This window comes from Niveispirillum cyanobacteriorum (assembly GCF_002868735.1).
Taxonomy (GTDB): domain Bacteria; phylum Pseudomonadota; class Alphaproteobacteria; order Azospirillales; family Azospirillaceae; genus Niveispirillum; species Niveispirillum cyanobacteriorum.
The window spans coordinates 771,314-793,623 of the sequence record NZ_CP025612.1 but is presented as its reverse complement, the minus strand read 5'-3'; the positions used below and the strand labels follow the sequence as shown (position 1 = coordinate 793,623).

Sequence of the window (22,310 nt, the reverse complement as noted above, 5' to 3'; positions counted from 1 at the left end):
TGGGTTTTTGGATCAGGAATTGACCGCCAGATCAGTGTCCTTAATCCAACAGGCTATGGACCTGCCCTTGTACAGCAACCACCATCCGGATTTTAAATCGGAGTCCGAATAAAATCCGGATTGTGGTGTTTCACCGGGATGGGTCTCGGGTTTGAAAGGGCTCCGGACATCAATGTCAGTGGAGCGGAAGACCCACATAGTTTTCCGCCAGCGACTGCTGTGCCGCATGAGATCCGCGCAGATAGTTCAGCTCCGCAATCTGCATGCGGCGGCCAAAGGCGTCGGTCTCCGGGAAACGATGCATCAGGCTGGTGAACCACCAGGAGAAGCGTTCGGCCTTCCATACGCGGGCGAGCGCGCGGGCGGAATAGGCATCGATACCTGCCTGATTGCCCCGGTAATGATCGGCCAACCCGTCGGCCAGATAGGCAACGTCGGTAGCGGCCAGATTAAGACCCTTGGCCCCCGTCGGCGGCACGATATGGGCAGCATCACCGGCCAGGAACAGGTTGCCATGGCGCATCGGTTCAGCCACGAAGCTGCGCAGCGGCGCGATTGATTTTTCAATCGACGGCCCGCGCGTCACACGGGGTGCAACCTCGTTCCCCAGGCGCAGGCACAGTTCGTCCCAGAACCGCTCGTCCGACCAATCCTCTACCTTCTCGGTATTGGCGACCTGCACATAATAGCGCGAGCGGGTGTTGGAGCGCATGGAGGCCAGCGCAAAGCCGCGTTCATGGCTGGCATAGATCAGTTCATGGTCGCATGGCGGCACATCGGCCAGCACGCCCAGCCACCCGAACGGATATACACGCTCGAAGGTGCGCAACACGTCGGCGGGAATGCTGGCGCGTGCGACGCCATGGAACCCATCACAACCCGCGATGAAGTCGCATTCCAGGACACGGTCAACGCCATCATGCCGGAACGTGACGCGGGGGCGCGCGCTGGTGATGTCGTGCAGGGCAACGTCCTGCGCCTCGAACAGCAGCGGGATATCACGGTGGATGGCGGCATCGATCAGGTCACGCGTAACCTCCGTCTGGCCATAGACCATGACGGATTTGCCGGTCAGCGCCTTCATGTCGATACGGGTATTGTCGCCGTCGGTAGACAGCGCGAAGCCGTCATGCGGCAGGCCCTCGCGATCCATGCGTTCATGCACGCCCACCTGCCGGAGCAGATCGACCGTCACTTGTTCCAGGATGCCGGCGCGGATGCGGCTTTCGACATAGGCACGGTCACGGCGTTCCAGGATCACGCATTCCACGCCCGCCTTGTACAAAAGATGAGCCAGAAGCAATCCGGCGGGGCCGGCACCGATGATGGCAACCTGTGTGCGCATCGCCATCCTCCTCCCAATACTATGTTTGCTGTTGGCGGGATGATAGCGTCGGCAAACCATTGAGGCAGGACACGCATCATATAAAAAATTGGATTTTTCATCGATCCTTTGACATGCTGCGCTGCATGACCCGCAAAGCCAGCAATCCCGTACCCCGCTTCTTTCTGTACGGGGAGGCGGAGGCCAAGGCGGATGAACATTTCATCCATGCCGAAACCCTGGAACGACGCAGCCAGCCCAGTGGATGGCAGATCCGACCACACGCCCATGCCGATTTGAACCATGTGCTGGTCATTGCCACTGGCGGCGGGGATTTGTTGGCGGGGGGAGACAAAGAGGCTTTCACGGCGCCCTGCCTGCTGCTGATTCCGGCGGGGGAGGTGCATGGCTTCAACTGGAACGCCGACAGTCAGGGACATGTTGTCACGTTCGTGGAGCCGATGCTGCGCAGGCTGGCGCGGCGGGAACCGGGGTTAGGCGATCTGTTCGGGCAGGCATCGGCGGTACCGCTTGGCGGCGACGGATCCGATTGCCTACGGCTTGCTGCCCTTTTGGAGGCAGAGATGGCGGGCGGCGGCGTTGGCCGTTCGCTGCTGGTTGAAGCGGCACTGATGGCGCTGCTGGTCCATGCCTGGCGGGCGGCGCGCCTGTCGGCGGGCGGTGGTGGTGCGGCGCGCGGACCACGCGCGGCCCTGGTGGCACGCTATCGTGATCTGATCGAGGAACAGTATCGCGCCGGATGGGGGGTGGCGCAGTTTGCCGACGCACTGGGCGTTACGCCGGGCCGCCTTCGCGCGGCCTGCATCGCGGTCACGGGCCATCCCCCCATCGATCTGCTGCATGATCGGCTGTTGGCGGAGGCGAAACGCAGCCTTCTTTACAGCGACCTGGGTGTAGCGGAGGTGGCGTTTGAGCTGGGGTTCAGTGACCCAGCCTATTTCAACCGGTTTTTCACGGGCCGAGTTGGTTGCTCGCCTGGGCGGTTCAGACAGGGGGCGGCAGGGTAGCCGCCCCCTGCCCCATCCTCATGCCATACGCAGGCCCAGCCAGCGGCGGGCGTTGGGCAATTGGCGCAGGATGGCCAGATCGATCAGGGCAACCACGATCACCGACAGGCCCAGCAAGGGCAGGAACAGGGCGAAAAACAGCAGGATGATGCCCATGACCGCCGGGCTGCCCCGCATGCGCAGGGGGGGCGGCGCGCCCAAGGCGCCGTTTGGCCGGCGTTTCCACCACATCACGGCCCCGCTAACCGACAGCAGGACCAGGCCGAGGGCGGCGATGACGCCCAGGGCCTGATTGAACCAGCCGAACAACTGCCCCTCATGCGCCGCGATGCCGATCCCGACGACGCGGTCGATGATGTGGCGGTCGGCGAAATCCTCCCGCCGGATCGGGGTGCCGGTGGCGCCGTCTAGATCGATGGAGACGCGGTCGGGCCGGTTAGCCGTCATTGACCGCACCGCCCAACTGCCGCCCGCCTTGGCCGGCAGGTTGATCTGAACGGGTGCTGCCAGTTTCAGAGGCGCCACCTGAGCCACGACATCGGCAAGGGTCACGGTTCCCACCATCATATCATCCATGGACAGGCTGCCATGGTCCATCGGATGGTCCTCGGCATGTTCCTGGGCATCATGACCGGCGCGTTCTGCCTTCCGGCTGGTGGTCCAGTCCTGCTTGACGGCGGCGGTTCCGGTCGCCTCCCGTACCGCCTTGAACGCCCCGCCCCAGACGCTGGCCCAGGGCAGGCCGGTCAGCAGCAGGAACAGGGCCAGGAAGGAGATCCACAGACCGGTCACGGCATGCAGATCGCGCCAGAAGGTGCGCCCGCCCCCCGACAGCCGTGGATAGAGGATGCCGGCCAGCCCCTGGCCCCCGCGCGGCCACCAGAGATAGAGCCCGCTAACCACCATGACGATCCCCCAGCAAGCGGCCAGTTCCACGAACCAGGAGCCCTGGTCACCCATCAACAGCTCGCCGTGGAAGGTCTTGATCTGGTTCATCAAGCGGTCTTCCTCTGGAATCGAATGCAGGATTTCCAGGGTCTGGGGATGGACATACACACGCCATATCGCCCCTTGCCCGTCGCGAACCAGAACGCGCACCGCGTCGTCGGTCTCTTCGGGCACGATGTAGGACTTCAATGTTCCTCCCGGTACGGCGGCCAGGGCCGCCAGAGCCTGGGCATTGGCATCGGCCGCCGGGCCGGTCAGCACCAGATTGTCATAAGGCCTGTCGATCAGGGCCTCCACCTGCGGCTTGAACAGATAGAGCGAACCGGAAAGGGCCAGGGCGACAATGAAAGGCACACAGAACAGGCCTGCATAGAAATGCCAGCGCCAGATGGTGCGGTAATCCAGCCAGCCCTTGGCCGGCGGTGCCTTGATCGACAGGTCGGTCATGGCGTCAACCCTTCCATTTCAGTTCAAGCGTGAAGGTGCGTTGCGGATAGGGGTGGAACACCCAGGCCTTGTCATTGCCGATATTATCGACACCGACGCTGAGCTGGGTTTCCGCCGTCACGTCCCAAGACAATTTCGCATCGAAGATCATCAGCTCCGACGTATAGCCATAGGTATCGCCGCGCTGTGTCCCCTCCAGATTAGTGTTGGGACGCGACGCGTAGCGCCAGCCGGTGGAGAATTGCCAATCGTCGGCGAACCTGTACCGGGCATTACCGTTCAGGCGCCATTTCGGAATGCGCGGGAACTGCACCCCCTCAGAGGCCGGGACGGCGCGATTGCGCACCGTCTGAGCGTCAATCCAGGCGGCATTGAAATCGACATTCAGGCCGTCGATACCAGCCAAGTCCGATGCCTCGATGATGCCCTCCATACCCCACTGGCGCACGATGTCGATATTCTTGAAGGACGAGGTCACGACGCCGAACTGGTTGAAGCCCTGTTGGCTGAAGATCGCGTCCTGCACCCGCTGATAGAAGATGCTGCCGGTGAAGCGGATATCATCGAAGGCACGGCGCAGCATCAGGTTGGCGTCACGCGACTTCTCCGGCTTCAGGTTGGGATCGAAGCTGTTAATGTCGAAATTGCCATTTCCATCCAGACGACCCTGGAACAGCTCGCCCACCGTGGGGAAGCGGGTGGCGGTGGCAAGGCTTAGTTGCCCTACCCAATCGGCAGGCAGGTCGGCCTGAATGCCGGCGGATGGGTTGATGGTGGTTTCCTTGCGGTCTGCGTAAGACTGATATTTCGGTGAACCGGATACGCGGGTGCCGATGCGGCCATCGAACGCCCGCCAATTATCCAGACGTACACCGCCGGTCAGCTTCACCCCCGGTGTCACCTGCCAGGCGTTATCGATGAAGGCCCCCAATTGTCGGGAACGGCCACTGGTCTGCGTCGTGAAGGTCGGCGTGGCACCGGTGCGCCAGTTGCCGACGCCATAAATGGTCTGATCGGTTTCATAGAGGCTGCTGTTGAAACCCACCGCCAGTTCATGGTCACCCAGGCTGCGTTCCAGTTGCCCGTCACCGGTCCACCAGCCGGTGTCACCCTGACGCGTGTCCGTTCCGGTCGCGCTATTGATACCGTTGAGATAGCCGGTGGAAGCGCGTGCCCGTTGCTTGTCGATCACGAAACGCGACAGGTTCAGGCTGGCCTGCCAGTCACCAATCGGACCCTCCAGCTTTGCCCCGCCCAGGATTTCCCGCCGTTCGGTCAGTGACAGGTTGATGGCGGGCATTGTGTATTGCTTACCATCCACGGACACCCGGCCCGTGAAGACCGGGTTACCGGCGGCGTCGCGCAGATAGGTGGTGGGGGTGGTGCCGTCATAGTCACTGGTCCACAGCACGGCCAGCAGCGACGCATTCCAGCCATCGGCAAAATCATATCCGATACGGCCGCGCAACTGATCCTGGGTGGTGTCCTCCACCGAATAGGCACCGGACAAAGGCGTCCTGGTGATCAGGTTCGTGTCGGTCACGGCGCCGGTTACAACGGTTGATGCCGCCGTGCCGGTGGCCGGCGTCAATTGATAGAATTGCTGTGGATGGCCCTGATTCTCAAGCCGGCGGTAAGACAGGCGCGCACTCCACGGGCCATCGCTCTGCTTCCACCCGAAACCGGCCTCGCCCGTATAGCCATCAAAATCGCGGTCGGTGCCGTACTGCTTATAGGGCTGGATGAAATACTGGGCGGTGGCGAACGCCTCCAACCCTTCCTTTGGCGGCTTGGTGGTGATGGAAATGATGCCGCCCATTGAGTTGCCCGGATAGCGGGACGAATAGGGGCCATAGACAATGTCGAACTGCTGCACCTCGCCTGGCCCCACCACGCCCCATTTGGGCGGGAAGGAGAAGCTGTTACCCAGCAGGTTGGAAACGGTGAAGCCATCCACCAGCACCAGCGAGCGGGCCGACTGGGTGGAGTGGGTGCCACGGAAGCCAGGCACGGCGTTGGCGTCACCGATGAAGCGTTTTCGTACGAAGAAATTCGGTGCGTATTTCATCAGGTCTTCGACATTGACGGCATTGATGGCCGCGAACTGTTCCTGGCCCAGTGAAACAGACAGGCCGCGCGGCACAATGGTGATGGGTGCGTCGCGTTGGCCGATGACGATCACTTCCTGCACCGGGGCGGCGTCGGCCACCTGGGTGTCCTGGGCGAAGGCAGACGTGGATAGGGCGACAAAGGCGACCGAAGCCAGGCTGCGGGCGCGAAAAGGCGTGCGGGGCACTGTGATATCCTCCGGCGACCGGCCCCGCGATCATGCTTTTCTCAAGCGGGGGGCGCCAAAACGGGAATTGTCCTGGGATAATGGGTGTCAATAAGCCCAGGACAGGGGCGGTGCCCGCGCCCCCAAAGTCGGCCCACACATCAGACGGCGCCGACGCGTACCCATGAAGGGCCGCAAAACAACAACATCCCCCACCACCGGCAGCAGCAGCGCCAGCAGCAACAGGACGGGACCCAGCAGGGTCATGACCAAGTAGGGGCAAAGGCCCTGATGCCCCGTATCGGCGGGGGCATTGTCATCCCCGCCATCGCCATCAATCTGGATGCTGGCCGAACCGGCACCGGTACAGATGACCAGCCAGCCCTTGCCGTTGTCGGGGTTGATGTTGGGCATATAGCCGCCTGGGATCATCCCGCGCAGCAGCAGGGCAAGCAACAGGAGCCACGGCGCGAAACGCCGTGCAACATTGATTGCAGAAAGGAGAATGCCTTTACCCATGAAGGGTTAATGACGCCAAGCCATCGCGCGGTCAATGGCTCCGTGATGCGACCGAATGGCATTCGTGACATGAACCGGGGCGGGCATAACACCCCGCCCCCATGTGCATTCATCAGATGCCAGCCGCCGATCCCAGAATCAGTAGAACCGACGCGGTCAGCAGCATCAGCCAAGTCAGCAGAATGCCCAGCAGGCGGCCCGGGCTTTTACCGTCTGGATTGGAGGTCAGACCCTGGGCGTGCAGGACGCGGCCCAGGAACAGGGCAGCACCCAGCCCATGCACGATGGCTGGCTGGCGACCCGTCAGTTCCACCAGCAGCAGCAGGATCAGGGCGGTGGGCACATATTCCACAAAATTGCCCTGCACCCGGATGGCGGTATGCAGGCCCTTATGACCACCATCGCCCAGGGAGATGCCGTGACGGCGTCGATACATCGACACGCGATAACTTAAAACCAGCAGCAGCACGCCCAGCAAACCCGCATACAGCGCGGTGATACCCATCTGCATGTTTCCCCCGAACCCGATTGTTGTTTCGTCCGTGTCACAATACGGGGGGATCATTCCCCCCGCAACGCGAAGCCCACGGCCCGTTCGATGACACCCGCATCCGACAGCAACCGGCGATGGCCCAGCCCCTGCACCAAATGCATTCCGGCACCGGGCCAGACTGACGCCAATTGCAGGGCATCCGCCACCGGCGTGATCCGGTCATCCGCAGAATGGATTAACAGGGCCGGTGTGCCTTCATCCCCATGAAGATGCAGGGCGGCCAGCGGCTGTCCCAATGCCCGGTCAATCTCCCGCCCCAGCGCATGTTCGCTGTCCAGGTCCAGGCGCAGAACATAAGCGATCTGGCGCAGCGGCAGGGTCAGGTCGGCCAGGGGGGACAGCAGAATGGCGCGCCCCGCCTGGAACCCGTCCTGGATCGCCAGCGTCAGGGCCGCGGCACCCAAGCCGTGGCCGATCACCGCCGCCACCTTGCCACCGGCTGCCGCTGCCACAGCCCTTATGGCGCGGGCCATCTCCAGCAGGTTGGTCTCGTCGCCCGAACTGCGGCCATGGGCCGGCGCATCAAAGGCCACGACGCGGGCGCCGGCATTCAGCAGCGGCTGCACAAAGCTCAGCATGTCATGCACCTGCCCTTCCCAGCCATGGGCCAGCAGCACCAGTGGTGCCGCCTCCCCTCGCTCCGCCCCCCACAGGCGGGAGGCAATATGGGGCGTGAAGCCTGGAACAGCCAGCACCATGGCGCCCGCCGGTTCCGGCAGTGCCGGCGGTGCCACCGCACGCTCCGGCTCCAGATACATGCGCCGTCCCTCGGCCAGCAGGTGGCGTTCGCGTGACCAGGGGTGGAACAGGTCCATCAACCCATCCAGCCAGGACTGGCTACTTTGGTTATTATTACGAACGTTCGTGCTATTTTTGGACAAAAAATAAGCCATGGAACTTTCCCCCCAACGGGGGCGTCCGTCCATCCGGGCGGGCGCCGTGATGAAACCGGTCCGGTCCCGCCGCACGCGGAACCGGACAAACGCTTTACTGACGCAAACGCCCCCGGTCGACCAGACCATGGACGGCGTTGCGGGCCCAGACCTCCGACTTCGGGTTCTTCAGAAGCCGATAGGACTGGGTGAAACCGTAGCAGAGCGAAATCCCCTCGAATGCGAATTGCTCCACATCCAGGTCGGCCCGCAGGTGCCCCTCTTCCACCGCGCGACGGGCGGCACCGATGACCACGCGGCGCATATCCTCCTGCTGTTTGACGATCAGGTCCTGGATGGGACCGGGGCGGTCATCAAACTCGATGGAGGCGGCCTGAATGGGACAGCCACCGGGCAGAACCGGGTCCATTGTCCAGGCAATCCAATTCTCAAACAGGCCAAGCACACGCGGCAGGCCACGCGGCTGTGCCAGGGCGGGACGCACCACGGTATCGGCGAAAAGTTCCGCCGCCCGTTCCAGCACCGCCGCCTGCAGCTGTTCTTTGCTGCCGAAATGGGCAAACAGTCCAGATTTCGACATGCCCAGCCGGTCGGCCAGTGTCCCGATGGTCAGGCCGGTCAATCCGTCCGTGCTGGTCATGGCCAGCGCTTGGTCCAGGATTGCGGCGCGTGTGCGTTCGCCCTTGCTCATAGGGTCTAAATAATACGAACGGTCGTACTATTGTCAAGCCCATGGCAAATGGGAAGCAATCAGCGTAAAGCTTGGCTGGCCTGCGCCTGTCGCGGGTGCCGCCGCTGCCAAGGGGTCCGCCGCCATGTCCGCCGCTTTCGAACGCCGAACTTTCGCACCGGGCGAGCTGATCTTCAAGGAGGGTGATCCCGGCGACAGCCTTTATGTGGTGGAAAGTGGCCGTGTGCGTATCTGGCGGGGCGATGTAGAGCATCCGACCGTCATCGGGCGGGTCGAAACCAGCGGCATTTTCGGGGAAATGGCGATTTTCGACCGCAAGCCGCGCATGGCCCATGCCAGTGCAGAGGTGGAGTCGGTCCTGATGCGCATGCCGGCCAGTGTACTGCGCGAGGGGCTATATGGTGCCGACCCGCTGCTGCGGCAGCTGGTGCAGCTTCTGATCGACAATATCCGCACCATGGCCAGGCGCCTGGACGAGTTGGAGGCAAAGCTGGGCGCCGAATGACATTCGCCATATCCCGTTGATTTTACAGGTGCATCCAGTCATTCCGCTCCCCATACTGCGGCGACTGATCCATTGTTTTGCGCCCAAGGTCAAACCGCGTGCCCCACGACACCAATCTGCTTGCCACCCTGTCCATCGCGTTCGTCCTGGCCTTCGGCTTCGGTTTCCTGGCCGACCGGCTGCGTCTGCCGCCCCTGGTGGGCTATCTGGTGGCGGGTGTTCTGGTCGGTCCGTTTACGCCGGGATTCGTGGCGGATGGAAAGCTGGCGCTGGAACTGGCGGAGGTCGGCGTCATCCTGCTGATGTTTGGGGTTGGGTTGCATTTTTCCACTGCTGACCTGATGGCGGTGAAGGGGATTGCCATCCCAGGCGCCGTGGGACAGATCATTATCGCCACCCTGATGGGGCTGGGCCTCGCGTTGTACTGGGACTGGGGCCTGGGGGCTGGCATCGTGCTGGGGCTGTCGCTGTCGGTGGCCAGTACGGTGGTGCTGCTGAAGGCCCTGGAAGAACGCAATCTGTTGCAGACACCTAATGGGCGGATTGCCGTCGGCTGGTTGATTGTCGAGGATCTGGCCATGGTGGTGGCGCTGGTGCTACTGCCGGCCTTCGCGGGCCTGTTGGGCGGGACGGTACCGGCTGATGGCGGCGGACATGGTGTCGCCGCCCCGCCCGACGCGCCGGTCTGGCTGACCCTGGCCATTACCCTGGGCAAGGTCGGGCTGTTTGCAGCGGTCGCCCTGATTCTGGGGCCACGTATCGTCCCCTGGCTGCTGGCCCAGGTGGCGCGCACAGGCTCGCGGGAATTGTTTACACTAGCCGTTCTCGCCATCGCCATGGGCATCGCCTATGGCTCGGCCCAGGTGTTCGGCGTGTCGTTCGCGCTGGGCGCCTTCTTTGCGGGCGTGGTGCTCGCCGAAAGCCGGTTCAGCCACAAGGCGGCAGCGGACAGCCTGCCCCTGCAGGATGCGTTCTCGGTCATCTTCTTCGTATCGGTCGGCATGCTGTTCGACCCGTCGATCCTGATGCGGGAGCCGCTGTCGGTGGCGGCGGTCCTGCTGACCATTATCATCGGCAAGTCGCTGGTGGCCTTCGCCATCGTACTGGCGCTGGGATACCCGATGGGCGCCGGTCTGCTGATATCCGCCAGTCTGGCCCAGATCGGGGAGTTTTCCTTCATCCTGGTCGGGTTGGGCATCAGCATGAACCTACTGCCGCCGGAAGGGCGCGATCTGGTGCTGGCGGGTGCTTTGTTGTCGATCACGCTGAACCCGCTGATATTTGCGGCGGTCGAAACGGCAACCGTCCGGGTGAAGGCTCGCCGTCCCGACTGGTCCAACTATGGCCAGACGAAGTTCAAGCGCCTGACGCAGCAGATCAACCGCGTCCGCGACCAGATGGCGGAGCGGGAGAAGGCGCATGGCCTGCAGGTGCAGAAGCTGGTGGAGACTTTCCCTGTACTGTCTCGGCTGGACAAGGACGAGTTGGAACGTTTGCTGCTGATGTTCAAGCCGGCGGCGGCGGTGCCGGGTGAGCGCGTCATCCGCAGCGGCGATCCCGCCGACGGCATGTATTTCCTGGCCAGCGGTGCCGTGGAGGTGCAGTTGCCTGATCACAAGATCAAGCTGGAGACCGGGGCCTTCTTCGGTGAGATGGCCCTGCTGTCGGGCCGTCGGCGCAGTGCCGACATCACGGCGCTGGATTACTGCCAGTTCCTGATTCTGGAACGGCGCGATTTCAACCAGTTCACCCGCCAGCATGGCGAACTGCGCGCCGCTATCCTGGAAAAGGCCAATCAGCGTCGGAAGATGAATCAGGCCGCGAAGGAAAAGCAGCAGGAGACTGAGCAGTAGGCGCAGGCACCGGTCACGCCCCCCGCAACTCCTTCTTGAACCGTTCCGCCAGGGCCGGGTGAGCCAGCGCATCGGCCAGCAAGGCCGGATCTGGCCGCTTGTCCAACAGTAGGGCGTTCAGACGCGCGACCGTCCAGGCCGCCTCCCCACGCTCAACCAGGGTCACGGCGTCACCCGCTGTCACAATGCCCGGTCGCATCACCTGCATGTACCAGCCGGGCGTGCCGGCCTTCATGGCCAGCGGCCCCAGCGCCTTTACGCCTGTAAGGACACCGGGCCAGGAACAGCGGGGCACTGGCTGGTTCACCATCACCTGGGCGGTGCCGATGACCAGAACGTCGCCGATGCGCGCCTCGGCATCGGTATAGCCCTCGAACAGCAGGTTCTCCCCAAAGCCGGGGCGTTGTATCGGCCGGCCAAGGCTGGCTTCTAACGCTTCATAGGACTCGGATGCAAAGCCATGTAGGGCCGTATCTCCTTCCTTCCGGCTGCGATAGGCGCTTTCATCGCCATCCAGGCCGCTGGGACCCAGCGCAACCGGACCGGTGACAGGCTGCTTGCCGATGCCGGTCCCCTCCTCCCGTCCTTTGGCGTTGGTGCGGGTGATGACACGCCCGATATTCACCTGAAGGATCTGCATGTCTGTCCCGGATATGGAAAGGGCCGATCGCGATGGACCGGCCCTTCTCAACTCTAAAATGCCAATGCCTTACTTGAAGGCGTCGGTATTTTCGATGATGTGGCTGACGACGCCATATTCCTTGGCTTCTTCTGCCGACATCCAGAAATTGCGGTCGGTATCCACTGCCACACGCTCATAGGGCTGGCCAGTTTCGCGGGCGATCTCTTCATTGATGCGCTTGCGCATCTTGATGATTTCCTTCGCCTCGATGGCGATGTCGGTGGCAGGACCACCCACACCGCCCGCCGGCTGATGGATCATGAAGCGGGTATTGGGCAGGCAGAACCGGTCTTCCTTGGCGGCACCCAGGAAGATATGGGCGCCAGCAGAGGCGACCCACCCGGTACCCAGCACCAGCACACGCGGCTTCACGAAGCGGATCATGTCGTGGATCGTGTCACCGGATTCGACATGGCCGCCCGGCGAGTTGATGATCAGCTTGATCGGCTCGTCATTCTCTGCGGCCAGACCCAGCAGCTGGGCCGTCACAGCCTGTGCCACCTTCTGGTTGATCTCGCCGAACAGCAGGATGGTGCGGGCCTTGAACAGATTCTGCGCGATGGAGGGCGGGGCCTTTGCCTTTTCCTCCTGGGCATCGGACTCCGGCTTTTCGTCCTCAAGACGGATCGGATTGACGAGCAAGGCGGCACTCCTGAATTTGGTATTCTGCATTCACTGACCTAGCGGGAAATGGGCTGCGGTTCAACCCATCATTAGATGGAGTTCCATACTTATGCCGATGGTCATCAACAATGGCCATTGGCACGTCGGCGACTGCCGACGCGCCGCCCATGCGGCATAGCCAAGCTGCCGGAGGCGGCGCCCGGCGATTGAGGGCGCCGCTATTATGAAAGGTCGATCCAGACGCTTTTCAAGTCCGTGTATTTTTCCAGCGCATGCAGGCTCTTGTCGCGGCCAAAGCCGGACTGTTTGAAACCGCCGAACGGCGTGGTTATATCGCCAGCATCGAAGCAGTTGATCCAGACCGACCCGGCCTTGATGGTCCGCGCCGCCTTCATGGCGGTGGAGATGTCGCGGGTCCAGATGGCCGACGCCAGACCATAGATCGTATCGTTGGCGATCTTGAAGGCCTCTTCGGTGGTCTTGAAGGTCAAAGTGGACAGGACGGGTCCAAAAATCTCTTCCCGCGCGATTGTCATGGAACTGTCCACCCCGTCGAACAGCGTGGGTTCGATGTAATAGCCGCCGGTGTCGGCGCGCGCGGCCGACCCGCCAAGGCGCAGGGACGCCCCTTCAGCCTTGCCCTTGCCGATATAGGACAGGACGCGTTCATGCTGCCTGGCATCCACCATGGCGCCCATATTGGTGGTCGGGTCCAGCGGGTCGCCCGGTGTCCAGCGCCGGGAATGGTGGATGACCTTTTCCAGGAATTCATCCTTGATGCTTTCATGGACCAGCAGGCGGGAACCGGCGTTACACACCTCCCCCTGGTTGAAGAAGATGCCGCCAGCGGCATTGGCGGCGGCCTTATCCAGGTCGGCGGCGTCGGGCATGATGATGTGTGGGGTCTTGCCCCCGCACTCCAGCGACACACGTTTCAGGTTGCTCTCGCCGGAATAGCGCATGAAGTACTTGCCAACCTCGGTGGAGCCGGTGAAGGCCAGCATGTCCACGTCCATGTGGCGACCAATGGCTTGCCCCGCCGTTTCCCCGAAACCAGGCACGACGTTCAGCACGCCCGGTGGCACGCCTGCCTCCACCGCCAGTTCGCCCAAGCGAATGGCCGTCAACGGTGATTGTTCAGCAGGCTTCAGCACGACGGAATTGCCCGTTGCCAGGGCCGGCGCCACCTTCCACACTGCCATCATCAGCGGGAAGTTCCAGGGCACCACCACGCCGATGACGCCCAGGGGTTCACGCAAGATCAAGGACATGGCGTCCGGGCCGCTGGGCCCGACCTGATCATATAGCTTGTCGATGGCTTCGGCGTAATATTGGACGCAGCGGATCGACAGAGGGATGTCGATGGAGCGGCTGTCGCGGATGGGCTTGCCCATATCCAGCGTTTCCAGCAGCGCCAGTTCGTCGGCATGCTCCTCCATCAGGCGCGCCAGTTTCAGCAGCACGGCCTTGCGGGCGCGCGGATGCTGATCCCGCCAGACACCGGATTCGAAGGTGCGGCGTGCAGCAGAAACGGCGCGGTTCACATCTTCCGCGTCGCATTCGGCAACCTGGGTCAGCACCTTGCCATCGCGCGGGCTGATATTGTCAAAGCTTTTGCCGCTGGCAGCGGGCACATAGGCCCCGTCAATGAAGGCCTGGGTGCGGAATTGCAGCCGGGCGGCGCGGTCCTGCCAGTTGGTGGCGGCGATGGCGTCCATTCTCGGTCTCACTCCCGTTGGGGCAGGTTTGACTGCGTGTTGGGTGAGAGAGTGCCCCGTGGCACCGGCGGCGGCAACCCCCAAGGATGAGGCAATTGTCACCGCCACATCTTGGTAATTGCGTCAGCAATATTGACGTGTTCCGATCATGATCCCGATACCATCCAGCTGAATGCCCACCCTATGCGCCCCCTTCACATCGCCCTCGCCTTTCTGGTCGCCGTGATCTGGGGGGCCAATTTTGTGGTGATCAAGCTGGCGCTGACCGGCTTTCCGCCCATCCTGCTGACGGCGCTGCGCTTCACCTTGGCCTGTCTGCCAGTGCTGTTCATCCCACGTCCGGCGGGGATCGGGTTCAAGCAACTGGCGCTGGTTTCAACCTTCCTTTTCACCGGCCATTATATTTTCCTGTTCATGGGCATGGACCGAGGGATGGCGCCGGGTCTGGCCTCCATCGTGCTGCAATGTCAGGCCTTTCTGACCATGCTGTTCGCGGCTGGCATGTTAGGAGAGCGGCCAAAGGCGCAGCAATTGGCCGGGGCCGGAATAGCGGCGGTGGGCCTAGCGGTCACAGGCAGCACCGTCGGACTGGATGTCACGTGGATCGGCTTCGTCCTGACGCTGCTAGCCGCAGCCAGCTGGGCCATGGGCAATGTGCTGATGCGGCGCCTGCCGCCCACGCCGACCTTGCCGCTCATGGTCTGGCTTTCGACGGTACCACCCTTGCCCGTCTTTGCTCTGTCGCTGCTGGTGGAGGGGCCGGATCGGGTGTGGGCCGCACTGACGGGCTTCAGCTGGACCGCTGGCCTGTCGCTGCTCTACATCGTTTGCCTGTCGACCCTGGTGGCCTTCGGAATCTGGGGCATGCTGCTGCGGGAATACAAGGCCGGTGTGGTGGCCCCCTTCTCCCTGCTGGTGCCTGTGACCGGCACAGTGGCGGCTCATCTGGCCTTTGGGGAGACGTTTGGGCCACTACGCCTTCTGGGCATGGCGCTGCTTTTCGTCGGCATCGTGATCACCATCCTGCCGTTGGGTAAACGGCAGGTGGCGACTGTGTGATCAGGGTTCGACCAGGACCTTGGCCCGCATTTTAGGATGAATTCGGCATTGGATGATGAATTCACCCGGTGCCGTGAAGGTCACCGGCGTCTCTGTGCCGGGGTCCTGCAGGCCGATATCGAACACGCCATTCATGCTGGGTGAGTAGACATTGTGGCCGAACGGGTCCTCGTTCCGGAACGTGACCTGATCGCCCACCTTGATCGTGACGGCCCGTGGCGTGAAGGAAATGTCGCGTTGGGCAATGACGAACGGATCCTCTGCCGCGCTGGAGCCAGCCAGCAAGCCCAACCCCATCACGGGTGCCAGAGTGAACGCCCATTTACGCCACGCACGCGACATCGCCATCACTCCCCTCACATCCTCATCATCTCGGTTATGGTCATCGGACCTTATCGCTTGTCCAGAATGGCGATATCGATCACGTCGCTACCATCGCCGATGCGACCCATCTTCTTCATGCCACCACGGGTAACATTAATCTCATAGAGCATGCCCCCAGCCACGGCGCGGCCATGATATTCATCCTGGGCGTCGGTGAAGATATCAACCCCTTCAACGATGGTGCCCGCCGGCACGCCCAACGGGCCGATGGTGCGCAGCACGCCGTCATTCGGGGGGTCCTGTGACAGCCAAGCGCCCGTACTGCTGTCGATATCAAACAGCTGCGTCTGCGTCGCCCCGGCGAAGGAGTTGATATAGGCGCCGGCATAGACGGCAGGCTTCTTGCCAGCATTCACCTTGTCGTTGGGGTGATAGGCCAGCGGCTTGTCCACGGCGGCTACACCCGTCTCCACATTGACGCGCAGGTTCTGCCCGTCCGACCCGATGACACGCAGGCGGTCCGCCTGTGGGTTGAAGTCCGCAACCACGTGGTCAATGGCCGTCAACGCGACCGACAGTTTCGGCCCCGCCGTGGCGGTACCGGTTTCCAGGTCGATGGTGTAAAGGCTGTTGTCGCTGGCGATGCCGTAAAGCTTGCCGTTGGCCGGACGGACATCGATACCCAGCAGCTTGCCCTTCACACCTGTCACGGGCAGCACCTTTACAGTACCCGGCGATTTGTCAGAGAACAGCAGGAGTTCATTACGCTGGTTCAACCCGGCCAAATCCAACGCAAGTGACGGCATGGCAGTGCCCGCAAGCACCAGCCCAAACGCAATCGCTGCAACCTTCGTTTTCATCAATCCCTCCCAACCGCCGGTGGCGTTCTGCCACTATCGCGATTGAACAAGGTAGGTGAATTCGGCCGCCTGTCATTAGTCCATTAGAACAGGCCGTCAGACCTTGATGTTGAAAATGGCGCAGATTTTCTGACGCAGCTGCAGAGGGGAGAATGGCTTTATGATATAGGCATCGACACGGTTGGCGCGGGCGGCCTGTACGAAATCCACCGTTTGATTGCCGGTCAGCATCAGAAAGGGCATGTTCTCCCAGGTTTTGCGCACATGCTGGAGCAGTTCCAGGCCGGTCACATTGGGCATGTTCCAGTCCGAAATGATCAGATCAAAGCGAATTTCGCTTTCTTCCAGCGCCTCGATCGCCGCTTTCCCGTCCGCCACGATATGGATGTTCTGCACACCCAGTTGCAGCAACACCTGACGTGCCAGCCGCTGGGCGAAGGCGTTATCCTCCACCAGCAGGACGTTCAGTTTCTCAAAGCCGGGGATATGATCACGGTTATGCATGGGCACGGTCTTTTCAGGAACTGACAAGCTGTGTGATCCGGCTGGCCAGATCGCGTGGGGAAAAGGGTTTCACCATATAGGCATCAACGGCATTGGCCTTAGCCAGCCTGACGAAGTCAACCGTGGCATGGGCGGTCAGCATCAGGAAGGGTGTATGCCGCCAGATGGCACGGACATGCCGCAGCAGGTCAAGGCCCGTGCTTTCCGGCATGTTCCAGTCAGAAATGACAAGGTCGAATGGTGTCGTCTGCGGGGTTACAGCGCTGATGGCGCCGGCCCCGTCGCGATGATGGTCCACATTGCCTATGCCCAGCTGGCGCAACACACCAACAATCAACCGCGCTTCGAACGCATTATCCTCGGCCAGCAATACGCGCAGCCGGCTGCCATCGCGCAGGCCCATCATGACCCTGCCTCCGCCATCGCAGCTTCGAATGTTTCGCGCTGTGCCCGTAACCAGATAAGCCCATCATCCAGATCCCGCCGCAGGGCGGGCAGTAGCGACAACAGTGCGTCGGCATCGCCCTGATGCCCCGCCGCCTCCACCGCGGCGGCCGTGCGATAGACCTGGGCCATGCCAAGGCTGCCCGCAGCCGATTTCAGGGAATGGGCAACCTCCCCCACCTGATGGGGCACCGGTGCGCCATCGGCAGGGAACAGGTCGGGTTCCACCTCCGGCAGGATGGACAGGAATGTGTCGATCAGGTCGAGCGCCATGTCGGGCCCCATGCTGTCGGCCATCTCCGCCAGCATTTCCAGTGCGAAAGGTTCTGTCCCGGTCAGCAGTGAGTTGGCCGTTCCACCGGCCTCCGCCATCTCCATGTCCATCGGAGACATGCTGGCGGCTTCAGTGCTGGGGCCGTCTTGCATCAGGCCATCGGGGAACAGGCGTTCGATCACTTTAAACAGGTTGGCCGGATCGATGGGCTTGGATACGTAAGCGTTCATGCCAGCATCCAGGCAGCGCTGAATGCCATTGGTGCCGACGCTGGCCGTGGCCGCGACGATGGTCACCTGTGATGCCGGACCCGGCAGGGCGCGGATGGCGCGGGCCGCACTCATCCCGTCCATGCGGGGCATATGCACGTCCATCAGGACGAGATCCAGCGGCGGATCGGCGTCACGTACCACCGCCACCGCCTGTTCCCCATCCACGGCGAACACGACCATATGCCCATGTTCGGCCAGCGCACCGGCTAGCACCTTACGGTTCACGGCATTGTCATCGGCCACCAGCACCCGCAACGGGCGAACGGCATGGCCGTCAAAATCACCTGCCGGATCGCCGGTAACGGCACTGCCTTCCAGTAGCGGAACTTCGAACCAGAAGGTGCTGCCCTGCCCCATGACGCTGTCGACGCCGATGGCGCCACCCATGGCCTCCACCAGCTTCTTGCAGATGGCAAGCCCCAGGCCGGTGCCGCCGAAACGGCGGGTGATGGAGCTGTCGGCCTGCACGAAGCTGCCGAACAGCTTGGCACGCGCGGCCTCAGAGATGCCGATGCCGGTATCCACCACCTCTACCCGCAGACGGGCGGGTTCGGCCAGGGCGCGGGCACGCAGCGTGACACCACCCGACTCTGTGAACTTGATGGCATTGCCAACAAGGTTCAGCATCACCTGCCGTAGGCGGTTGGGATCGCCCTTCAGGTAGGAGGGCAGGTGCCCGTCCACCTCCTCCCGCAGCCAGAGGTCCTTTTCCTCCGCCCGGTTGCGCATTAGCATGGTGGTGCCGGAGATCAGGGACACCAGCTCGAAGTCCAAGATTTCGATATCGGCCTTCCCAGCCTCCAGCTTCGAGAAATCCAGAATATCGTTCAGGATGCGCAATAGCGACTGGCCCGATTGCAGGACGGTCGTGGCCAGTTTGGCCTGTTCCTCATTCAGCCCTGACCTCAGCAGCAGGCGGGTCAGACCCAGAACGCCGTTCATGGGGGTGCGAATTTCATGGCTCATCATGGCCAGGAATTCGGACTTGGCGCGGGTGGCGGCCTCTGCCTTCTCCTGCGCCTCGCGCACGACTTCCATGGCGCCTTTGAACACGCCAAGTGCGCCGGCGACACTGCCGATCTCGTCCCGGCGGCTGGTGTGGGGTACCACGACATCCATGTCGCCGCCCGCCAGTTGGATCGTCGCGCGGGTTAGGCGGTTCAGCGGGGTCACGATGTTGCGGATCAAGGCGATGGTGATACCCACCACCAGCGTGAACAGGGCCGCGATCAGGAATGTCGTGCGGTCAGCTGCATTCTTGATCGTCTCTTCCGCCGACAGACGGAAGCGATAGCCGTCCTCCGCCGCCATCTGGGTGACAATCTCAAGGTTACTGATAATCCCCGCGCCCAACTCCTCCATGCCCTGCATGGCGGCCTGATGGTCGGGGGAGGTCGCCGTCATATCCGTCAGTTTGCGGACAGCCTCTATCCAGGCCTGATTCTGTTCCCGGATACGCGCGACATATTTACGGATTTCAGGGTTCAGGCCGCGCTCTTCGGCCACCGCAAGGCTGGACAGGAAATCCTCGTCATTGATCTCCAGGTCTTCGCGAAAGGTTTCGGGCAAACCATCGGCTGATTTCAGGGCGCGGTCGACCATAAGGTCCAGCGTCACGAAATTGGTCTGCGCCAACCTAGCATAGTTAATGGCCTGCAGGGGCTGATCGTACATGCGGATGACAAGATCACCTGTGGACCGCACCACCAGCACCGCAACGATACCAATAGTGACGGCGGCCAGCACCGCCACCGCAAACGCCGCCGCCAGCTTGAAGCGGATGGTCCTGAACATGCCCAACGGCCCCGTGCCGAATTCAACCGTTCCTCTATATGCGCGTTGGTGCGGAACACGGCAAGCCGGCAGCGTCTGCCCGCAAGAATACATTTGTTTCAGGGCACCCACGCCCCGGCCCGCCTTGACAGCGGCGGCTCCCCCTGTTGCCATGCCGCTGTTTCAACAGTGCCAAGGGACCGCCCCCGGAATGACCACCAACCCCGACCTGTTCCGCGAGATCGAGATTTTCCGGCAGCAGCACCCCGCCGTCACCGCTGTGGATGTGCTGTTGCCCGATCTGTGCGGGGTGTTCCGGGGCAAACGCGTGCCCATCGACGAATTGTCGAAGGTCTGGAAGGAGGGCATTGCCTTTCCTGGCTGCACCTTCGCCGTCGATATCACGGGCGATACCGTGGAAGAAACGGGCATGTCGGTGGATAAGGGCGTACCGGACCGCATCTGCCGGCCCGTAACCGGCAGCCTGACGCCGGTGCCGTGGGCTGCGAAGCCGCTGGGCCAGATCATGCTGTCGATGCGCGATGGCGATGGCTCTCCCTTCCCCTACGCCCCGCGTGCCCTGGTCGAAAATCTGGTGGCGGAAATGTCACGCCGCGGTCTGACGCCCATGGTCGCCATTGAGTTGGAATTCTATCTGTTCGATCGCGACCGTGCGGCCGACGCCCCGCCCTCCCCGCCCGTATCAAAGCGCAGCGGCCTGCCACAGAACCGGACCCAGGTCTATGGCCTGACGGAGCTGGAGGATTTCGAAGAAGTGTTGGACGAGATCACGGCGGCGGCGCATGCCCAGGGCATTCCCGCCGGTACCGCCATCGCCGAATATGGGCCGGGCCAGTACGAGATTACTCTGTCCCACCGCCCGGACGCCCTGCGCGCCGCCGACGATGCCGTCCTGTTCAAGCGGGCCGTGCGCGGCGTCGCGCATAAGCACGGGTACGAGGCCAGCTTCATGGCCAAGCCCTATACCGATCAGGCCAGCAGCGGCATGCATATCCATATGAGCGTGCTGGACAAGGATGGCCGCAACATCTTTGCCGATGAAGCCCCGGAAGGGTCAGAGGCGCTGCGTCACGCCATCGGCGGTATGGCAGAGACCATGCCCGCCTGCATGGCGCTGGCGGCACCTGGCGCCAATAGCTGGCGCCGGTTCCAGACAGGTTCCTACGCCCCGACCGTCATTGCCTGGGGCGTCAATAACCGTACAGCCCCGCTGCGCATCCCTGCGGGCGGGCCGGACAGCCGACGGGTCGAGTACCGCATCGCCGGCGCCGATGCGAACCCCTATCTGGTACTGGCCGGTATGCTGACCGGTCTTTTGCACGGGCTGGACGGCAAGATTGATCCCGGTCCCGCGCTGGTTGGTAATGCCTATGAGGCGGATGCCCCCCGCCTGCCCGATGAATGGGGCAAGGCGCTGGACCTGTTCCAAGGATCGGCGGTGCTGCGCCACTGGCTGGGCGAGGCGTTCGTGGATACCTATGCCATCACCAAACGGGCCGAACGTGCGAAATTCAACCAGCGCGTCACGCCGCTGGAATGGGAATGGTACCTGCGAGGGTAAATGCGAGGTCCAGGACGGCGGCGTTAAGCCGCCGCCGTCAGGTCGCTGAGTTTCGTCAGCAGGTAATCGACATCGTCACTGGCCAGTTCCTCGAACTGGGTCAGGATGCGTTCCAGCATGCGGCGGCGATGGCGTTCCAGATCATGGTCCAGACCATCGAAATCCGTTTCACTGGCCACATCCAACGCGATGCGCAGGGCGGGATAGAGCTTTGGCGGCAACCCTGTGCGGTCGAACAGCGATTTCAGGCCCAGGCGACCGGCATCATGGATCAGCAGGCGGGCATTGGTGATCGGCACTTGCCCCAGCTGTGACAGGGCCATCTCAAAAAATGGCACATCGCCCATGCAAAGCGCCCGTAGCAGCAGGGACGGGGTCAGGCGGTGGCTGCGGCGCAACTGCACCACCAGCTTTTCCAGATCCGCATCACCGGCACCGCCGACAAGGCCATAGGTCGCCTTCTCACGGGTCTGGATCACAATATCGGCGGCGATATCGTTAGGCAATTCATGCTTGGCGACCAGCCGTTCGCGAAGCTGTTCCGACACCAGTGCAACCAGACGCTCCGCCACCGTAACCGGCAGCTTTGCACGGTTGACCATCGGACCGGCTACAACCTCGCTGTCCGGGAACCGGTCCAGCGCCTTGACCATCGCGCTATCGGCAATGGCGGCGGTTTCGTTCGCCATCAGGGTGGCGACCGCCTTTTCACTGCCACGCTCCACCAAAGCATCGGCGACGGATTCGGTAACATTGGGTCGCTTGGCGACGGCAGTTTGCTTTTCCGAGGAACCGGAACGGATGATCTCCACCAGATCATCGTCGGTCAGGACCGTCGACACCTCGATGAAAGGCAGCGACACCTCCTCCACATCGCGGGCCATGGACATGGCGATATCGCGCGGGATGGTGGCATTGGATTTCAGGCTTTCGGCCAGGGCGGACCGCACACGCGTGGCAACATCGCGCGCCATGATGCGCACGATATCCTCCGCCAGCACCCGTTCAGACGCGGAAAGGTTCGGCGCGGCGAAATGCTGCGCGACCTTGCCGGCCATTTCGGCGCGGGTCGTGGGAGAAGGATCGGTCAGCAGCCGCTGAACATCCTGCGTGGTCAACTTGTCGGACATGGGTTGAACAAACCCTCCCTGGGACGAC

General features: G+C 62.5%; 21 protein-coding genes. 5 read left to right on the top strand and 16 right to left on the bottom strand.

Features of this window, described 5'->3' with window-relative positions:
- Positions 1-175: 175 nt before the first annotated feature.
- Positions 176-1,345, bottom strand: a complete 1,170-nt coding sequence (gene pobA, locus C0V82_RS19220) for a 4-hydroxybenzoate 3-monooxygenase (protein WP_102114028.1) — start codon at positions 1,343-1,345, stop codon at positions 176-178.
- 125 nt (positions 1,346-1,470) lie between these two features.
- On the opposite strand from pobA, the gene C0V82_RS19215 reads away from it, so the two are divergent.
- Positions 1,471-2,352: a helix-turn-helix domain-containing protein gene (locus C0V82_RS19215; RefSeq protein ID WP_102114410.1), complete on the top strand. Its 882-nt coding sequence runs from the start codon at positions 1,471-1,473 to the stop codon at positions 2,350-2,352.
- Positions 2,353-2,370: 18 nt separating this feature from the next.
- Here C0V82_RS19215 and C0V82_RS19210 read toward each other — a convergent pair whose 3' ends face one another.
- From C0V82_RS19210 to C0V82_RS19185, 6 genes are all read right to left on the bottom strand, one after another.
- Complete coding sequence (locus C0V82_RS19210) at positions 2,371-3,747, bottom strand: PepSY-associated TM helix domain-containing protein (protein ID WP_102114027.1); 1,377 nt, start codon at positions 3,745-3,747, stop codon at positions 2,371-2,373.
- 4 nt (positions 3,748-3,751) lie between these two features.
- Positions 3,752-6,043, bottom strand: a complete 2,292-nt coding sequence (locus tag C0V82_RS19205; protein WP_199772536.1) for a TonB-dependent receptor — start codon at positions 6,041-6,043, stop codon at positions 3,752-3,754.
- A gap of 87 nt (positions 6,044-6,130) precedes the next feature.
- Entirely contained in the window at positions 6,131-6,478 is a 348-nt protein-coding gene (locus C0V82_RS19200) for a DUF2946 family protein (RefSeq protein WP_102114026.1), read from the bottom strand.
- A 175-nt stretch (positions 6,479-6,653) separates the two neighbouring features.
- The gene (locus tag C0V82_RS19195; RefSeq protein WP_199772535.1) at positions 6,654-7,046 is read right to left on the bottom strand and encodes an MAPEG family protein; all 393 of its coding nucleotides are present in this window, start codon (positions 7,044-7,046) and stop codon (positions 6,654-6,656) included.
- A gap of 56 nt (positions 7,047-7,102) precedes the next feature.
- Positions 7,103-7,909, bottom strand: a complete 807-nt coding sequence (locus C0V82_RS19190) for an alpha/beta fold hydrolase (protein WP_158660057.1) — start codon at positions 7,907-7,909, stop codon at positions 7,103-7,105.
- 172 nt (positions 7,910-8,081) lie between these two features.
- Positions 8,082-8,678, bottom strand: a complete 597-nt coding sequence (locus C0V82_RS19185) for a TetR/AcrR family transcriptional regulator (protein ID WP_102114023.1) — start codon at positions 8,676-8,678, stop codon at positions 8,082-8,084.
- 124 nt (positions 8,679-8,802) lie between these two features.
- Between C0V82_RS19185 and C0V82_RS19180 the strand changes: the two genes are divergently transcribed.
- Positions 8,803-9,183, top strand: a complete 381-nt coding sequence (locus C0V82_RS19180) for a Crp/Fnr family transcriptional regulator (protein WP_102114022.1) — start codon at positions 8,803-8,805, stop codon at positions 9,181-9,183.
- A 98-nt stretch (positions 9,184-9,281) separates the two neighbouring features.
- Entirely contained in the window at positions 9,282-11,036 is a 1,755-nt protein-coding gene (locus C0V82_RS19175; RefSeq protein ID WP_102114021.1) for a cation:proton antiporter domain-containing protein, read from the top strand.
- A 13-nt stretch (positions 11,037-11,049) separates the two neighbouring features.
- Here C0V82_RS19175 and C0V82_RS19170 read toward each other — a convergent pair whose 3' ends face one another.
- The 3 genes from C0V82_RS19170 to C0V82_RS19160 all read right to left on the bottom strand — a co-directional run bounded on the left by C0V82_RS19170 (position 11,050) and on the right by C0V82_RS19160 (position 14,060).
- On the bottom strand, positions 11,050-11,676 hold the full coding sequence (locus C0V82_RS19170; RefSeq protein WP_102114020.1) for an MOSC domain-containing protein: 627 nt from the start codon (positions 11,674-11,676) through the stop codon (positions 11,050-11,052).
- 69 nt (positions 11,677-11,745) lie between these two features.
- A complete protein-coding gene (locus C0V82_RS19165; protein ID WP_245924241.1) occupies positions 11,746-12,360 on the bottom strand; it encodes an ATP-dependent Clp protease proteolytic subunit in 615 nt (204 codons plus the stop codon).
- A 203-nt stretch (positions 12,361-12,563) separates the two neighbouring features.
- Positions 12,564-14,060 carry an aldehyde dehydrogenase gene (locus C0V82_RS19160; RefSeq protein WP_102114018.1) on the bottom strand — a complete coding sequence of 499 codons (1,497 nt, stop codon included), beginning with the start codon at positions 14,058-14,060 and terminating at the stop codon, positions 12,564-12,566.
- A 183-nt stretch (positions 14,061-14,243) separates the two neighbouring features.
- Between C0V82_RS19160 and C0V82_RS19155 the strand changes: the two genes are divergently transcribed.
- Entirely contained in the window at positions 14,244-15,119 is an 876-nt protein-coding gene (locus C0V82_RS19155) for an EamA family transporter (protein ID WP_102114017.1), read from the top strand.
- Here C0V82_RS19155 and C0V82_RS19150 read toward each other — a convergent pair whose 3' ends face one another.
- The 5 genes from C0V82_RS19150 to C0V82_RS19130 form a co-directional block, all read right to left on the bottom strand.
- Complete coding sequence (locus tag C0V82_RS19150; RefSeq protein WP_102114016.1) at positions 15,120-15,467, bottom strand: plastocyanin/azurin family copper-binding protein; 348 nt, start codon at positions 15,465-15,467, stop codon at positions 15,120-15,122. It abuts the gene before it with no gap.
- A 44-nt stretch (positions 15,468-15,511) separates the two neighbouring features.
- The gene (locus tag C0V82_RS19145; protein ID WP_102114015.1) at positions 15,512-16,303 is read right to left on the bottom strand and encodes a DUF4394 domain-containing protein; all 792 of its coding nucleotides are present in this window, start codon (positions 16,301-16,303) and stop codon (positions 15,512-15,514) included.
- A 96-nt stretch (positions 16,304-16,399) separates the two neighbouring features.
- The gene (locus C0V82_RS19140) at positions 16,400-16,807 is read right to left on the bottom strand and encodes a response regulator (RefSeq protein WP_054166542.1); all 408 of its coding nucleotides are present in this window, start codon (positions 16,805-16,807) and stop codon (positions 16,400-16,402) included.
- Positions 16,808-16,820: 13 nt separating this feature from the next.
- Positions 16,821-17,213: a response regulator gene (locus C0V82_RS19135; protein WP_102114014.1), complete on the bottom strand. Its 393-nt coding sequence runs from the start codon at positions 17,211-17,213 to the stop codon at positions 16,821-16,823.
- Entirely contained in the window at positions 17,210-19,591 is a 2,382-nt protein-coding gene (locus C0V82_RS19130; protein ID WP_158660056.1) for an ATP-binding protein, read from the bottom strand. The genes C0V82_RS19135 and C0V82_RS19130 overlap by 4 nt, the downstream gene beginning before the upstream one ends.
- Positions 19,592-19,781: 190 nt before the next feature.
- Between C0V82_RS19130 and C0V82_RS19125 the strand changes: the two genes are divergently transcribed.
- Positions 19,782-21,152, top strand: a complete 1,371-nt coding sequence (locus C0V82_RS19125) for a glutamine synthetase family protein (RefSeq protein WP_102114012.1) — start codon at positions 19,782-19,784, stop codon at positions 21,150-21,152.
- A 23-nt stretch (positions 21,153-21,175) separates the two neighbouring features.
- Here the strand turns inward: C0V82_RS19125 and spbR are convergent, their stop codons facing one another.
- Complete coding sequence (gene spbR / locus C0V82_RS19120; protein ID WP_102114011.1) at positions 21,176-22,282, bottom strand: SpbR family protein; 1,107 nt, start codon at positions 22,280-22,282, stop codon at positions 21,176-21,178.
- Positions 22,283-22,310: the final 28 nt, after the last annotated feature.